This window comes from Pseudonocardia benzenivorans CB1190, from assembly GCF_000196675.2.
Classification (GTDB): Bacteria; Actinomycetota; Actinomycetes; order Mycobacteriales; family Pseudonocardiaceae; genus Pseudonocardia; species Pseudonocardia benzenivorans.
The window spans coordinates 6,928,379-6,943,288 of sequence record NC_015312.1 but is presented as its reverse complement, the minus strand read 5'-3'; the positions used below and the strand labels follow the sequence as shown (position 1 = coordinate 6,943,288).

Genomic DNA, 14,910 nt, shown 5'->3' with positions numbered 1-14,910 from the left:
CGGTGCCGATCAGATCTCCCCGCGGCCGCTCGGCCGCCTACCGGGCGCTGTGGCAGTGGCCCCTGCGCTCACCGTTGCGGCTGGCCGGGACGGTCGTCGTGGTCATCGCGCTGGCCGCGCTGGTGAGCGTCGCCATCACGGCCACCAAGCCGGCGTCCGCAGCCCGCCCCACCGCCGGGCAGCCGTCCGCGGGTGCCCCGGTCGGCAGCGGCGGCGCCGGGGCCTCGCCGACGGTGCTGCCGCCGGTCACGCCCCTGACCCCGACGACGCTGCCGCTCGACCAGGCCCCGCCGCAGGCCCTGGCGGCCGCCGCCTCCTGGGCCGCCGCCTGGGTCAACCACCCGTCGGGGACGACGTCAGCGCAGTGGCTCGCCGGGCTCAGGCCGTACACGACCGACGAGTACCTGGGCGTCCTCGGCAGCGTCGACCCGGGCAACGTCCCGGCGTCGCGCGTCACCGGACCGCCGACGCCGGTGCGCGTCTCCCCGGCCTCGGTGCACGTCACCGTGCCCACCGACGCGCTCACCCTCGTGCTCCTCGTGGTGAACGACGGTTCGAGCTGGCGGGTCTCCGACTCCGACAAGGCGTGAGGCGGTGGTCACGCCGCTGCGGCCGCTGCGCCTGCTCGTCCCGATCGTCGCGATCGCCGCAGCTCTCGGCCTGTTCCTCGGCGTCGGGTTCATCGCGTTCACCATCGGCGGGGGCAGCAGCGGCGGCGTGGCGACGTCGGGCGCCTGCGACACCGGCCTCGGCGTCTCCCGGGGTGCGGGCAGGTCGGGCGCAACGCTCGCCGACCTCTCCGACGAGCAGCGCAACAACGCGCAGACGATCATCGGCGTCGCCAAGGACATGGGTGCCCCGCCGCGGGCCTGGCTGGTCGCGCTCGCGACGGCCATGCAGGAGTCGGGACTGCGCAACATCAACTACGGCGACCGCGACTCGCTCGGGTTGTTCCAGCAACGCCCCTCACAGGGCTGGGGATCGCCCGCGCAGGTCACCGATCCCGTTTACAGCACCAGGACGTTCCTGACCCACCTGCTGCAGGTCCCGGGCTGGGACACGCTGCCGGTGACCGTCGCCGCCCAGACCGTCCAACGGTCGGCGTTCCCCGACGCCTACGCGAAATGGGAAGGTCTGGCGGCGGCGCTGGTCGGGCAGCTGGCCGACGTGGCGGCGCTGCCCGCCCGGTGCAGCAGCGAGACCGCGACCCTGCCCCCGGGCGCCGCCGGCGCCGCGATCGCGTTCGCGCTCAAGGAGGTCGGCAAGCCCTACGTGTGGGGTGCCACGGGCCCGAACACCTACGACTGCTCCGGCCTCATGCTCCGCGCGTTCCAGGCGGCCGGCATCGAGCTGCCCCGGGTGTCGCGCGACCAGTACAACGCGGGCGGGCACGTCCCGGTCCGCGACGCACAGCCCGGTGACCTGCTGTTCTACGCGACGGACCCGAGCGATCCGTCGACCATCCACCACGTGACGCTGTACATGGGCGACGACAAGATGGTCGAGGCCCCCTACACCGGAGCCTCGGTCCGGGTCCAGCCGGTGCCGTGGAACTATCGGGAGTTGGTGCCGTTCGCGACGCGGCCCGGCACCACGCCCAACGACGCTTGACCGGGCGGCAGGTCACCGCCCGCGCACGACTCCGGAAGCAGGATCGATGGCACGCGACGAACCCCACGCCCCGGCGTCGACGACGCCGCTGCGCGAGTACCTCGACCGACCGGCGCCCGGCGCCGACGAGAACTATCTCGTCGTGCCGCGGGTGCTCGCGCAGTCGATGCCCTTGCGCTGGCAGCAGGTGTTCACCGGACTGCTCGCCGACCTGCACGACGCCTACGCCAACGAGCCCTGGCCCGACTACCGCGTCGTCCCGAGCCGGTGGGAGGTGCTGGCCGACCTCGACGAGGAGCAGCTCGCCGCGACCGGGTTCGTCGCCGACCTGGGGCCCGACGGCGAGCTGGAGTACCGCGACTCCGCCGACCGCGTCGTCGAGGACCCCTACTCGCACCGCGTCCTCGCCCCCGTGGACGACCCCCTGCCGCCTGCCGCGGCGGGCCGCGTCGAACCCCGGCCGGCGCCCTCGCTCTGAACCGCGCGGCCGGCCCGGATGTGTGCGCAGGGCGGTCGTTGGACATTGAGTCCGATCCCGGGCTGCGCGGCGCAGCCCTGGCGCGGGATCTTCGGGCGCGGCCGCTGTCGGCCGCGAGGAGTGGCGTGGTCCGGGCGCGCTGCCGGCGCCGTGCGCGGGGGAGTGGGCGGGCGGCTCTGGTTCGGGCGCGCTGCGGGGGCCGCCGGGAGCGAGGAGCCGTGCCGCCTCGGTCCGGGCGCAACCTCATCGTCGTTCTCGGGCCGGTGCTCGACGATGAGGTTGCGCGCTGCGGGTTGGGGCCCCGTTCGGTCTCGGCTTGGCTGCCGCGGCTCGGCCGCCCCGCCCCGGGGTCGGTGTCGGCTCGTTCGCCCTCGCCTCAGGTGGCCTCGGCGATCAGGTCCTCGATGCGACGGACGAGGCCTGGCCCGTCGACGGGCGCGACCGTGACGTGGTCGCGGTGGTCGACCCGGGCGAACCAGCCCGTCGAGCCGCGGTGTACCGCGACGACGTGTGCCGAGCGACGGCCGCCGACACGCACCCCGATCTGACCGTGCCGGTCGACGTCCCCGTACATCCGCATGATCGCGGAGATCGCCGAGAGGGACAGGCCGCGGACGAGCTCGTCGTCCGTGCTGAGGGGATGCCCGCCTTCGGCGGTGACGGGATCGCCGGCATCCAGAGCGGCCTCCAGGTCCACGCGCGCGACGGAGACCGGCTTGCCGGCCCCGGGGCGGACGTCACCGACGACCTCGACCACCGCCGCGGGCATTCGGGTCGGGGGGATCGGGACGACGGCGACCTCGTCGCGATGTCGGACCGCGAGCACCGCGGCGCCCGCCCGGCGCGCCGCGACGCCGCCGACGAGGGTTCGCCCACGCACCCGGACGTCGACGGAGACGTCGGGGCGCGCGAGGGTCGTCAGCAGGGCGGTGAGCCACGGGCTCGGCCGTCGGTCCTCGGCGAGACCGCGCCGGGCGAGGCTGCTCGTCGCATCCGCGACGATGTGTGCCCGTTCGGCGACGGTCGTGCCCGGCGACGGCAGCTCCAGCTCCAACGGCGGCTCGCCCAGGCCCGCGAGCTCCCACGCGACGTCGAGCTCGGTGAGGGTCAGGACCGCCGCCGAATCCCAGTCGACCGTGCTCACGGCTCCTCACCGCCGATGACCGGTGCGACGTGCGGGACGTCGACCTCGAACGGGTCGGAGCTGGGGATGCTGTACCGCGTCCGGTGCGACTGGGTGCCGTTCCGGCCGGTCGCCCCGCCCATGGGTGGATACACGCTCGAGCTCGTGGCGCCGCTGTTCCCGCGGGCCGGCGTGCCGGGTTCGGTGGCCCGGCCGCCCGGGCCGCGAGGGCCCGCCGGGTTCGGTTCGGCGGACCGGAGGAGGTCGGCGCGGAACGCCCGGCCCGTCGACGGGGGCCCCGCCGAGGACGATCGCGGGGCCGACGAGCCGGGCGGCACCGGAGCGCCGATCGGGATCCCGGGTACGAGCGGGGGTGGGGCCGCCGGGACCGCCGAACCGGGTGGGGGCAGGTTTCCGCCTGGTGCGGGGACGCTCGGGTGCGGGGCGGGAGTGATCCCCTGCGGTGTGGAAAAGGCGCCGCCGCCCGGACCTCCCGGGCTGCCCGGGCCGCCGGGTCGGGGTGGTCCGATTGCTGAGGTTCCGAGCCCGCCGTCCGCCCGGCTGCCGCTGCCCGCCCCGCCGCCCATACCGAGGCCGCCTACCCCGCCGAGCCCGGTGCCGCCGCCCGGGGGTGGCACCACGCCCGGAACTCCGGCGCCGAGCCCGCCGGGCGGCACGTGCGGGATCCCGCCGACGCCGCCTGGGCTGCCGCCCCCGCCTGTGCCGCCGAGCCTCGGGTCGTCGACCGCGGCCGGGAACGTCGCGACCCGGTCGCGGGCCTGCTGCTCGTAGTCGTACATCGCCCGGACCGCCTCGCCGCGGGCGGCCTCGTTCTGCTCGAGGGCATCGCGGTAGTCGGACTGCGTGCCGAGCCAGCTCCCTGCCGGACCCCACGCGCTGTCCCAGAACTGCTGCCAGAAGCTGTACGGCCCAGGATCTTGGTAGGCGACCTTCGACCGCAGCTGCTCGAAGTCGACGCCGTGGGCCTCGGCGTTGTTGCCGGCCTTCTCGGCGCTCTCACCCTTCGCCGCCCCGCTCTGCCCGACCGCGGCGAGCGCCGCCCCCGCCGCCGAGGCCGCCGTGCCGTGCCACTCGATTCCGAGGGATTGCAGAGTGGACCGAATATTGATGCTGGAGTCTGCGAACGCTCTCCCGACTGAGTTGAGGCCATCCTGCATGGGACGTAGTGCCGCTGCGCCTGGGCCATGGTGGACCCAGTCAAACATCTGCTGGAGAGGGATTCCTTCGTAGCGCAAATATGGGACTTGAGTCATTGAAGACCTCGTTAGGACTGTGCGGAGTTCATTTGTGGTGAAATTCCGAGCAACTTAGAAGGCCTCACTTGCCGCACGGTCGGATGTGTCGTATGCGTGCGCGCTTGATTCGAGTTCATTGGCTTGCTGATCGAGTTCCTGAACGTGGTTCGTATAGGTGCGGATAAGCTCTCTGGACTTGGCGTTGTAGGCGTCGGCGACGGCGACGGAGATCGGATCTTCGGCGCATCGCCTAAATCCTTCGCCCTGCACTCTCGCCACCACGCTGCGGAGTCGCTCCGATTCGTCGCGCAGGAGCGCGCTGGCCTTGAAGACTGCAGCAGTTTGAGCCCAGAGTGTCATCCCTGCTGTAGTCGTGAGTCCGAGGTCTGGCTGCATGTCGCGATAATGACAGTCTTGGTCTGTCGCGGCCGAAAGTTCGGAAGGTTCGTCGCGAGTGCAAATCGAGCCCTCAGGGTTGTAGGCTTTCGAGTGCGCTCATGGCAAAACGTGCAGCTTCGCTGCAGATCGCATCGTTGTCTTCGTAGACAGTTGCGAAGAGATCATCGATCAACACCTGCATAACCTGCTGGCGCTTGACGCCGATGGACAAAATGCAGGACTCGCCGGGACCGGCTCCTGCCTGCCGCGTCTGGAGGGCTGGATACCCGCCGACTTGCACGGCCAGCGGATTTTCACCAGAAAGGCGGTAGTCCTCCGGATTGGGGCCGATCACGGCGGTAATCTGGAAGAGGATCCGTCCGCGTTGCCACTGGCAGAGCGAGAAGCCAGCAGGGCTGGAGCCAGCCGATGGAGCACTGAGTCCGAATGTCTGCAGCTGGGTTGCAGAGATCAGCGAGCAGGGGTTGACACCGTCGAGGGCGAGTTCCGGGGGGCCGGCGGGCGTCGACGCGACCGGCGCGGCGGGAGCGGGGGCCCCGGGTGTCGGGGAACTGCACCCCGCCAGCAGGGCGCCGACCAGCAGGACGATGCCGGGAAGCAGGCGGGTCGCGCGCACCTCGGGAGGATACGGCGAACGGACCAGCGTCGAGGCCGAACGGCGCATCCCCGGCGAAGCGCGTCAACACATGCGAAGCGCGTCACGTCGGCACCTGGGATCAGCGAGGGCGAACCGCCCCGGCCGTGTCGACTGTCGCCGGCAACCGACCGTATCTCCTGGTCAACCGGATGCTGCCAGCCTCGGCCCGGATCGTCGCGGCGCACCGGGAACAACGGGGACCGTCTCTCCGTTGGGCCGTATGAAGCAAGTTGAGCGTGTCCGACTCAAGCCGAACTTGACGGCTCCATCGGGTCGCGTGAAGACTTGAGTCAGGCAAGCTCAAGCACATACACAGGCATTCCACGGAGGCAACAACCATGGCTCGTGCGGTCGGTATCGACCTCGGAACCACCAACTCCGTCGTCGCCGTCCTCGAGGGTGGCGAGCCGACGGTCATCGCGAACTCGGAAGGGTCGCGTACCACCCCCTCCGTCGTGGCGTTCGCGCGCAACGGTGAGGTGCTCGTCGGGCAGTCGGCGAAGAACCAGGCGGTCACGAACGTCGACCGGACGATCCGCTCGGTCAAGCGTCACATCGGCACCAACTGGTCCACCGACGACATCGACGGCAAGAAGTACTCCGCCCAGGAGATCAGCGCCCGCGTCCTGCAGAAGCTCAAGAGGGACGCGGAGGCCTACCTCGGCGAGGAGATCACCGACGCGGTGATCACCGTCCCCGCGTACTTCGAGGACGCGCAGCGCCAGGCCACCAAGGAGGCCGGCCAGATCGCGGGCCTGAACGTGCTCCGCATCGTCAACGAGCCCACCGCCGCCGCTCTCGCCTACGGGCTGGACAAGGGCGACAAGGAGCAGACCATCCTGGTCTTCGACCTCGGTGGTGGCACGTTCGACGTCTCGCTGCTGGAGATCGGTGAGGGCGTCGTCGAGGTCAAGGCCACCAACGGCGACAACCACCTCGGCGGCGACGACTGGGACGAGCGGATCATCAGCTGGCTCGTCGACAAGTTCAAGAACGCGCAGGGCATCGACCTGACCAAGGACAAGATGGCGATGCAGCGGCTGCGTGAGGCCGCGGAGAAGGCGAAGATCGAGCTGTCCAGCTCGTCGAGCGCCACGATCAACCTGCCGTACATCACCGTGGACGCGGACAAGAACCCGCTGTTCCTCGACGAGACGCTGTCGCGCGCCGAGTTCCAGCGCATCACGAGCGACCTGCTCGACCGCACGCGTGCGCCGTTCAACCAGGTCGTGAAGGACGCGGGCATCTCCGTCGGCCAGATCGACCACGTCGTGCTCGTCGGTGGCTCCACCCGGATGCCCGCCGTCACCGAGCTCGTCAAGGAGCTGACCGGCGGCAAGGAGCCCAACAAGGGCGTCAACCCGGACGAGGTCGTCGCCGTCGGCGCCGCCCTGCAGGCCGGTGTGCTGCGCGGTGAGGTCAAGGACGTCCTGCTGCTCGACGTCACCCCGCTGTCCCTGGGCATCGAGACCAAGGGCGGCGTGATGACCAAGCTCATCGAGCGCAACACCACGATCCCCACCAAGCGGTCGGAGATCTTCACGACGGCCGACGACAACCAGCCGTCCGTGCAGATCCAGGTGTTCCAGGGCGAGCGCGAGATCGCGTCGTACAACAAGAAGCTCGGCATGTTCGAGCTGACGGGTCTGCCGCCCGCCCCGCGTGGGGTGCCGCAGATCGAGGTCTCCTTCGACATCGACGCCAACGGCATCGTGAACGTCTCGGCGAAGGACCTGGGCACCGGCAAGAGCCAGGCCATGACGATCACCGGCGGGTCGGCCCTGTCCAAGGACGAGATCGACCGGATGATGCGCGAGGCCGAGCAGCACGCCGAGGAGGACAAGAAGCGTCGTGAGGACGCCGAGGTCCGCAACCAGGCGGAGACGCTCGTCTACCAGACGGAGAAGTTCGTCAAGGAGAACGACGAGAAGCTCCCGTCGGAGGTCAAGGACGGCGTGAACGCCGCACTGGGCGAGGCGCAGGAGGCTCTGAAGGGGACCGACACCGAGGCCATCAAGGCCGCGGTGGAGAAGCTGGGGCAGGAGTCCCAGAAGCTCGGCGCAGCCCTCTACCAGCAGCAGGGTGCCGACGGTGCCGCTGCCGGCGCCCCCGGTGCCGACTCGACGGCCGCCGGTGAGCAGGCCGACGACGTCGTCGACGCCGAGATCGTGGACGAGGACAAGGACAAGAAGTGAGCAACCCGAACGGACCCAACGGACAGGCGGGCCCGGGCGGCGAGCACGAGGGTGAGCGGGTCGTGGTGCGCGACCGTCGTCGCATCGACCCGCTGACCGGTGAGGTCAGGACCCCGGCGGGCGACGAGCCCGCCGGGGCCCCGGCCCCGGGGGCCCCCGAGTCCACGACCGATCCCCGCATCGAGGAGCTGCAGGCCGAGGTCGCCGAGCGCACCGCCGACCTGCAGCGTGTCAGCGCCGAGTACGCCAACTACCGGCGTCGGGTCGACCGCGACCGCGAGGTCGTGCTCGCCACGGCTCGCGCCCAGGTCGCAGCCGACCTGCTCCCGGTGGTCGACGACATCGAGCGCGCCGAGCAGCACGGCGACCTCAACGGCCCCTTCAAGGCGGTGGCCGACAAGGTCGTCGACGTGCTCACCAAGCTCGGCCTCGAGCCGTTCGGGGTCGACGGCGAGCCGTTCGACCCGTCGGTGCACGAGGCCGTGCAGCACGAGGAGTCCGACGCCACCGGCCCGACGGTGACGGTCCTGGCTGCGGTCCTGCGCCGCGGCTACCGCCTCGGCGACCGCGTCCTGCGGCCGGCGATGGTGACCGTCGTCGACCGCTCGGCCACCGAGGCGCCGACGACCGACGGGTCCGCCGTGGGTGAGGCGGAGCCGCAACAGACCGACAAGCAGCACCCCGAGCAGCACTGACCCGGGGAGAGGAGGCGGAGTGACCCAGCGGGACTGGATCGAGAAGGACTTCTACCGCGAGCTGGGAGTCGCCTCCGGCGCGTCCGCGGACGAGATCAAGAAGGCGTACCGCAAGCTCGCGCGCGAGTTGCATCCCGACGCCAACCCCGGCGACGCGAAGGCGGAGGCCCGTTTCAAGGCGGTGTCCGAGGCCTACGGCGTCCTGTCCGACGACAAGAAGCGCAAGGAGTACGACGAGACCCGCGCGCTCTTCGCGGGCGGTGGCGGCTTCGGGGCGGGCGCGGGCGGCTTTCCCGGCGGCTTCGGCACCGGTGCGGGCGGGCAGTCCTTCGAGGACCTGTTCGCGCGCGCCGGAGCCGGCGGCGGGGCAGGCGGCGGCCTGGGCGATCTCTTCGGCGGGCTGTTCGGCGGAGGTGGCCGCAGCGCCGGTCGCGCGCGGCCGAGCGCGCAGCGCGGGGCCGACGTCGAGAGCGAGCTGCGGATCTCGTTCGACGACGCGGTCCGCGGCGCCGAGGTGCAGATCCGGCTCACGTCGCCGGGCCGGTGCGACCGTTGCGGCGGGACCGGGGCCAAGCCCGGGACGGCGCCGCGGACGTGCCCGACGTGCGACGGCGTCGGTCTGGTCAGCAGGAGCCAGGGGGCGTTCGCGTTCTCCGAGCCCTGCACCGACTGCCGCGGGACCGGCCGGCTGATCGACGACCCCTGCCCGCAGTGCAACGGCAGCGGCGTCAGCAACCGGACCCGGACCCTGACGGTCCGCGTCCCCGCGGGCGTCGACGACGGGCAGAAGGTGCGGCTCGCGGGCCAGGGCGAGCCCGGTCGCGGCGGTGCTCCCGCGGGCGACCTGTTCGTCACGGTGCACGTCACACCGGACAAGGTGTTCGGCCGCTCGGCGAAGAACGCCGACGACCTGACGCTGAAGGTGCCGGTCACCTATCCGGAGCTGGTTCTCGGCGCGACGTTGACGGTGCCGACGCTCGACGGCACCGTGTCGCTGAAGATTCCTCCGGGCACGGCGAGCGGGCGGACCTTCCGGGTCCGCGGGCGCGGCGTGCAGCGCAAGAACGGCAAGACCGGTGACCTGCTGGTCACCGTCGAGGTGGCGGTGCCGTCCTCGCTCGACGACGCGGCCACGGAGGCACTGCAGGCCTACGCGGAGTCCACCAAGGACTTCGACCCGCGCGCGGGCCTGCTCGACGGGAGGTGACGGGGATGACCAGGTCGGGCGGCGACGAGCCGGTCGTCGACGCTGTGCTGCCGCCGGGTGCGAGCCCGGACAGCCCGGTGTTCGTCATCTCCATCGCCGCCGAGCTCGCGGGCATGCACGCCCAGACGTTGCGCAGCTACGACCGGCTGGGGCTGGTGAGCCCCGGCCGGTCGGCGGGCGGCGGGCGGCGCTACTCGGCGCGCGACATCGCGCTGCTGCGGGAGGTGCAGCGGCTCTCCCAGGTCGACGGCGTGAACCTCGCCGGCGTCAAGCGGATCATCGAACTCGAGCAGCTCGTCGACGAGCTGCGGGCCCGGGTCGAGGAGCTCACCGCCGAGCTCGCCGCCGCGCACGCCGCGGCCGAGCAGGCGGCGGCCGTCGTGCACCAGTCCTACCGGCGCGATCTCGTGCCGGTGGACCGTCGGCAGGCACTCGTGGTGTGGCGACCCAAGCCGCGCCGCGACGCGGACTGAGCCGACCCACTCGACCGGCACCTCCGAGAAGAGACACCCGCGACGGGACCCCCATGCGCCGCGCCCGGTTCACCCGGACGCGGCGTTCTCGTGCGCGCGGAAGATCCGGACGGTGCGGCAGCCCAGGTCAGACCTCGCCACTCACGGTCAGTCCATCGTGAACGGGTCGTAGCGGATGCGGTCGAGCGGTGTGCCCGCCACCAGCATCCGCGAGACCGTCGCGCGGATCATCGCGGGCGAGCCGCAGACGAAGACCTCGTGGTCGGCCCAGGAGCCGTACCGGGTGACGACGTCGGCCAGCGTGCCGCGCTCGGCGCCCACGGCGTCGTCGTCGCGCTCGAGCACGGGCACGACGTCGAGCCACGGGTGGGCGTAGGACATGCGGCGCAGCGCGTCGAAGTCGTAGAGGTCGTCCCAGGTGCGCCCGCCGACGAACACCTGGGTGCGCGGCGTGTCGGAGCGCCGGGTCAGCTCGTCGAGGACGGCCTTCATCGGCGCCATGCCCGTGCCGCCCGCGACCATGAGCAGGTCGCGGCCCTCGGTCCGGTGCAGGCCCATGCGGCCCATCGGCGGCCCGATCCGCCACGTGTCGCCGATCCGCGAGTGCGCGACCATGGCCCGGCTCACCCAGCCGTTGGTGACGGCGCGGACGTGGAACTCGATCGAGCCGTCGGGCCGGGGCGCGTTCGCCGGCGAGAGGTAGCGCCACAGCCGGGGCCGCTGCGGCGTCTCGACGCTGACGTACTGCCCGGACTGGTAGGGCACGGGTTCGTCGGTCTGCACGGTGATGACGGCGAGGTCCCACCCGATGCGCTTGTGCTCGACGACGCGGCCCAGCCACGACGCGCGGCCGCGCTCGGCGTCGGCGGCCTGGCTCATCGCCTGCCCCGCGAGCGTGTAGGCGTCGGTCCAGGCCTTCTCGACCTCGGGGGTCCAGCCGTCGCCCGCGTGGGTGCCGATGGCCGACAGCAGCGCCTTGCCGACGGCGTCGTAGTGCCCGGCGATGACGCCGAACTTGCGGTGGTCACGCCCGAGCTGCTGCAGGAACGGCACGAGGTCGTCGAGCTGGTCGACCATCTGCACGACGTGGACCAGCGCGCGGAGCAGCCGGCTGCGCTGGACCTCCATGTTGACCGGGAAGAGGTCCCGGGTCTCCGGCGCGATGTGGAACAGCGTCGCGTAGAAGTGCCGGCCGAGGGCGTCGGCCTGGTCCTCCATCGCCGCCCAGCTGCGGCGGATGGTCTCGACCATGCCGGAGGCATCGGGGAGCGGGGCGGGGCGCCCGGGAGCCGCGGGGAGGTCGGCCGCAGGGAGCTTGGTGCTGAGCAGCTGATCGGCTGTCATCGGGGGCCGACACTCTCCTCGGTGGCGCTCGGGGGTCCGGTGGCCGCCGCGCGACGCGTGCGGGTGTCCGACCCTAGACGCGCGTCGATCATCAGCGGGCTCCGTTCACCCGTTCGGGGACGTTGATCACGCAGGGTGGCGCGTGGTGACGCCGGGAGAGGCAGCGTAGCGCTTCACCGAGCAAGGCGTGACCGCGCGGGTACTTAATGGCACCGTAGGGGTGTGGCTCCCCGCGTCTCCGGCCTCCGCCGGTCCGTCCCGCGTCGCACGCCCGGCCTTTCGGTCACTCTTCCGACTGACCCCCCTGTGGAGTCATCCGACGACGGTGCGTCACGTCCGGGGTCGGCGGGCGAGCACACGTTGCAGCAGGTCTACGGCACCGCCGACCGGGCCGACAGGTTCTACGAGGACCAGCTGCGCGACCGGCTGCTGCCGCGGATGGTCGAGTTCATCGGCCGGATGGAGATGGTCTTCGTGTCCACCGCCGACGCGCACGGCGAGTGCGACGCGTCGCTGCGCGCGGGGCCGCCCGGGTTCATCCTCGTGCTCGACGAGTACACCCTCGCCTACCCCGAGTACCGCGGCAACGGCGTCCTCGCGAGCCTCGGCAACATCAGCGAGAACGCCCACGTCGGCATGCTGATGGTCGACTTCGTCGAGGACATGATCGGGCTGCACGTCAACGGGACCGCCCGGATCCTCGACGACGACGAGTTCCACCGCGAGTTCGCCCGCGCCCGGGTCGACCACGGCCCCGGGCGCAAGGCGGAGCGCTGGGTCGTCGTCGGTGTGGAGGAGGCCTACATCCACTGCCGCAAGCACATCCCCCGGATGGAACGGGTGTCGCAGCGCCGCGCGTGGGGCACCGACGACCCGGCCCGCAAGGGCGGGGACTACTTCCGGGTCAAGGGCAGCGCGCAGCGGGTGCCGCGGGAGGCGCACCCGGCCGCCACGGCCGCGGGGAGGCGCCGCTTCCCGAGCACGACGCACCTGACCGGCGGCGCGTCCCGGACCCTGCGCCGACGCTGACCCCTGCTCAGGGGGTCCCACGTCGCCGGCGCCGGGCCAGTCCGACGGCGATCGTCAGCAACCCGAGCAGGATGAGCGCGAGCCACACCAGGACGGCCAGCCCGCCCAGGCCCGTGACCAGTACGACGACGAGGTCGGCCAGGCACAGCGCGAGCACCGCGTAGACCAGCGTCAACGGGCGGTCGGTCCGGACCGTGCCGACGACGACCGGCCACGACCCGCGCGGCAGCTCGCGCAGCGTCCACCAGCCGAGGAACACGGTCAGTGCCAGCACGGCGCCGGTGACGACGCGGGTGGCGAGCGGGTCGACCGACGACGCCAGCACCGCGATCGTCGCGACGACGAGCCACAACCGGGTGCGGCCGGCGAGCTGCCAGAGCACCGCCACGGCCGTCGTGCGGACGTGGGCCATCGCCGGGGCGAGCCGTCCGGCGTCGATCAGCCCGCGCAGCGCCCGGCCGGGGTGGTGGGTGCGGGCGTCGAGCACGGCGAGGTCGTGGCGGGCGGCGGCGTGCTCGGGATCGAGGCGCAGCGTCTCCTCGTAGGCGCGCCGGGCCGTCGCGAGGTCACCGAGGTCACCGGAGACGTCGGCGAGCAACAGGTGGGCCTCGGGCGAGGACGGCGCCAGCGTCACGACGCGCCGGGCCGCCTGCGCGGCGTCGGCGGGCCGACCTGCCCGCTGCAGCACCCGGGAGTACGCGATGCCCGCGTAGGGCTCGTCGGGTGCGAGGGTGACGGCCGTCCAGGCGGCGAGCACGGCGTCGGGATGCCGGTCGAGCATCGACAGCAGCAGGCCGCGCAACCGGTGCCCGCGTTCGCGATCGGGGGCGGCCGCGACGGCGGCGTCGGCCGCCTGCAGCCCGTCCACGTGGCGCTCGGCGGCCAGTAGCGCGGCGGCCAGCTCGCACAGCAGCTCGGGGTCGTCGGGGAACGAGGAGAGGGCCTGCCGCACGACGCGCTCGGCGTCGTCGAACCTCCGGACGGCACGCAGGTGCGCCGCGCGGGACAGGGCGTCCCGGCGGGCGAGGGCGTCGGGGGCGGTCACGGCTCGGTTCTCACGGCTCGGTTCTCACTGCGGGGTTCCCGCGGCGGTCGGTGGTCACGGACGTCGGCGTCACAGGGACCGGTTGCGCTTGAGGTACGCGGCCAGCTCGTCGTAGCTGCCGTCGGTGTTGCCGAACAACGCGACGTTGCGGGCCGCGGCGAACCAGGGCCCGGTGCTCGGGGTGACCTCCCGCGCCGCGCCGAGCAGGTCGCGCGTCGTCAACGGCTGGACGGTGCCCGACCGCATCGACAGCGCGAGCGCGCGTTCCGCGGCGGTGTCGCAGACGTGCGCGAGATCGGCGCCGGAGTAGTGCTCGGTGGCCTTCACGAGCGCGGCCAGGTCGAGCTCGGCGACGGGCCGGTCCCGCAGATGGTGCCGCAGGATCGCGGCGCGGGCCGGCGCGTCGGGCGGCAGCACGAGCAGCATCCGGTCGAAGCGGCCGGGTCGGCGCAGCGCGCTGTCGAGATCCCAGGGGTGGTTCGTGGCGCCCAGGACGAACACGCCGTCGTTGGCGCCGGTGGCCGAGTCCAGCTCGGCCAGCAACTGGTTGACGGTGTTGCGCAGGCTGCCGGAGTGGGTGAGGTTCGAGCGCTTCTGGCCCAGCGCGTCGACCTCGTCGAGGAACAGCACGCAGGGGGCGTTGCGGCGGGCGGTGCGGAACAGCTCGGCGAGGTTGCGCTCGCTGCGCCCCACCCACATGTCGAGCACGTCGGCGATGCCGATCTCGACGAACTTCGCGCCCAGCTCGCCCGCGACGGCGCGGGCGATGAACGTCTTGCCGCAGCCGGGCGGGCCGTAGAGCAGCAGCCCGCCGCGGGCCGTCGTGCCGAACCGGCGCGCCAGCTCCGGGTTGCGGACGGGGCCGAGGAACGCCAGCTCCAGGCGCTGCTTGACCTCGTCCATGCCTCCGACGTCGGCCAGCCGGACCGTCGGGCGCCGCGCGATCTCCACGTCCTCGACCGGTGGGGAGCTCGCGTCCTGGGCGAACGCGGGGGCCGCGATGTCGGCGACCTGCTCCTCGGCCTTGGCCCAGTCGAACGTGCTCGGCTGTGCGGGGGCGGGCGGCGTCGCCGCGGAGAGGGCGGCGGTGAGGCGCTGCAGCAGGGCGAGCGCCGCTGCGTTCCCCGGTTCGACGGCCAGCACGTGGCTGCAGTGGGCCAGCGCCTCGGCGGGTCGGCGGGCGGCGGCGAGCAGCTCCGCCACGTGCAGCCGCAGGGGGACGTCGTCGGGGGCCGCGGCCACGGCCGCGAGCAGGCTCGTGAGCAGCGGATCCTCGGTCATCGATGCTCAGTATCCCCGCACCCGCAGAGCTCGTCGAAAATCCCTGTGGTTGAGTGGAACAGACTCAAGTTTCCTGACGTTGGCTCAGAAGACAGGGCACACTCGGCATCAGCCGTGCTGTCCACGCGACACGGAAG

General features: G+C 72.4%; 15 protein-coding genes. 8 read left to right on the top strand and 7 right to left on the bottom strand.

All coding sequences use genetic code 11. From position 1 onward, the window contains the following. Positions 1 to 2: 2 nt before the first annotated feature. From PSED_RS32905 to PSED_RS32895, 3 genes are read left to right on the top strand one after another with little or no spacing between them, the layout of a single operon-like run. Positions 3 to 590, top strand: a complete 588-nt coding sequence (locus tag PSED_RS32905; RefSeq protein WP_013678530.1) for a hypothetical protein — start codon at positions 3 to 5, stop codon at positions 588 to 590. A 4-nt stretch (positions 591 to 594) separates the two neighbouring features. Then, positions 595 to 1,611 (top strand): C40 family peptidase, encoded by a 1,017-nt coding sequence (locus PSED_RS32900; RefSeq protein ID WP_013678529.1) that lies wholly within the window; start codon positions 595 to 597, stop codon positions 1,609 to 1,611. 46 nt (positions 1,612 to 1,657) lie between these two features. Next, positions 1,658 to 2,089: a hypothetical protein gene (locus PSED_RS32895; protein ID WP_013678528.1), complete on the top strand. Its 432-nt coding sequence runs from the start codon at positions 1,658 to 1,660 to the stop codon at positions 2,087 to 2,089. 376 nt (positions 2,090 to 2,465) lie between these two features. On the opposite strand, the gene PSED_RS32890 is transcribed toward PSED_RS32895, so the two are convergent. From PSED_RS32890 to PSED_RS32875, 4 genes are all read right to left on the bottom strand, one after another. Next, on the bottom strand, positions 2,466 to 3,233 hold the full coding sequence (locus tag PSED_RS32890; protein ID WP_013678527.1) for an ESX secretion-associated protein EspG: 768 nt from the start codon (positions 3,231 to 3,233) through the stop codon (positions 2,466 to 2,468). Further along, positions 3,230 to 4,390: a hypothetical protein gene (locus PSED_RS32885; RefSeq protein WP_041760196.1), complete on the bottom strand. Its 1,161-nt coding sequence runs from the start codon at positions 4,388 to 4,390 to the stop codon at positions 3,230 to 3,232. The genes PSED_RS32890 and PSED_RS32885 overlap by 4 nt, the downstream gene beginning before the upstream one ends. Positions 4,391 to 4,540: 150 nt before the next feature. Then, complete coding sequence (locus PSED_RS32880) at positions 4,541 to 4,864, bottom strand: PE domain-containing protein (protein WP_143770709.1); 324 nt, start codon at positions 4,862 to 4,864, stop codon at positions 4,541 to 4,543. A gap of 73 nt (positions 4,865 to 4,937) precedes the next feature. After that, positions 4,938 to 5,483: a DUF3558 family protein gene (locus PSED_RS32875; RefSeq protein ID WP_041760195.1), complete on the bottom strand. Its 546-nt coding sequence runs from the start codon at positions 5,481 to 5,483 to the stop codon at positions 4,938 to 4,940. Between the two features lie 359 nt (positions 5,484 to 5,842). Between PSED_RS32875 and dnaK the strand changes: the two genes are divergently transcribed. From dnaK to PSED_RS32855, 4 genes are read left to right on the top strand one after another with little or no spacing between them, the layout of a single operon-like run. After that, positions 5,843 to 7,699: a molecular chaperone DnaK gene (gene dnaK / locus PSED_RS32870; protein ID WP_013678525.1), complete on the top strand. Its 1,857-nt coding sequence runs from the start codon at positions 5,843 to 5,845 to the stop codon at positions 7,697 to 7,699. Next, positions 7,696 to 8,394: a nucleotide exchange factor GrpE gene (grpE, locus tag PSED_RS32865; protein ID WP_013678524.1), complete on the top strand. Its 699-nt coding sequence runs from the start codon at positions 7,696 to 7,698 to the stop codon at positions 8,392 to 8,394. The genes dnaK and grpE overlap by 4 nt, the downstream gene beginning before the upstream one ends. Positions 8,395 to 8,413: 19 nt before the next feature. Next, a complete protein-coding gene (gene dnaJ / locus PSED_RS32860) occupies positions 8,414 to 9,601 on the top strand; it encodes a molecular chaperone DnaJ (protein WP_013678523.1) in 1,188 nt (395 codons plus the stop codon). A 5-nt stretch (positions 9,602 to 9,606) separates the two neighbouring features. Then, positions 9,607 to 10,074, top strand: coding sequence for a heat shock protein transcriptional repressor HspR (locus tag PSED_RS32855; RefSeq protein WP_013678522.1), 468 nt, complete (start codon positions 9,607 to 9,609; stop codon positions 10,072 to 10,074). A gap of 147 nt (positions 10,075 to 10,221) precedes the next feature. On the opposite strand, the gene PSED_RS32850 is transcribed toward PSED_RS32855, so the two are convergent. After that, positions 10,222 to 11,418, bottom strand: a complete 1,197-nt coding sequence (locus PSED_RS32850; RefSeq protein ID WP_013678521.1) for a globin domain-containing protein — start codon at positions 11,416 to 11,418, stop codon at positions 10,222 to 10,224. 306 nt (positions 11,419 to 11,724) lie between these two features. Between PSED_RS32850 and PSED_RS32845 the strand changes: the two genes are divergently transcribed. Next, on the top strand, positions 11,725 to 12,447 hold the full coding sequence (locus PSED_RS32845; RefSeq protein ID WP_013678520.1) for a pyridoxamine 5'-phosphate oxidase family protein: 723 nt from the start codon (positions 11,725 to 11,727) through the stop codon (positions 12,445 to 12,447). Between the two features lie 7 nt (positions 12,448 to 12,454). Here PSED_RS32845 and PSED_RS32840 read toward each other — a convergent pair whose 3' ends face one another. Together PSED_RS32840 and PSED_RS32835 are read right to left on the bottom strand one after the other, a co-directional pair. After that, positions 12,455 to 13,492 (bottom strand): tetratricopeptide repeat protein, encoded by a 1,038-nt coding sequence (locus PSED_RS32840; protein ID WP_013678519.1) that lies wholly within the window; start codon positions 13,490 to 13,492, stop codon positions 12,455 to 12,457. Positions 13,493 to 13,561: 69 nt separating this feature from the next. Continuing rightward, positions 13,562 to 14,773, bottom strand: a complete 1,212-nt coding sequence (locus PSED_RS32835) for an ATP-binding protein (RefSeq protein WP_013678518.1) — start codon at positions 14,771 to 14,773, stop codon at positions 13,562 to 13,564. Positions 14,774 to 14,910: the final 137 nt, after the last annotated feature.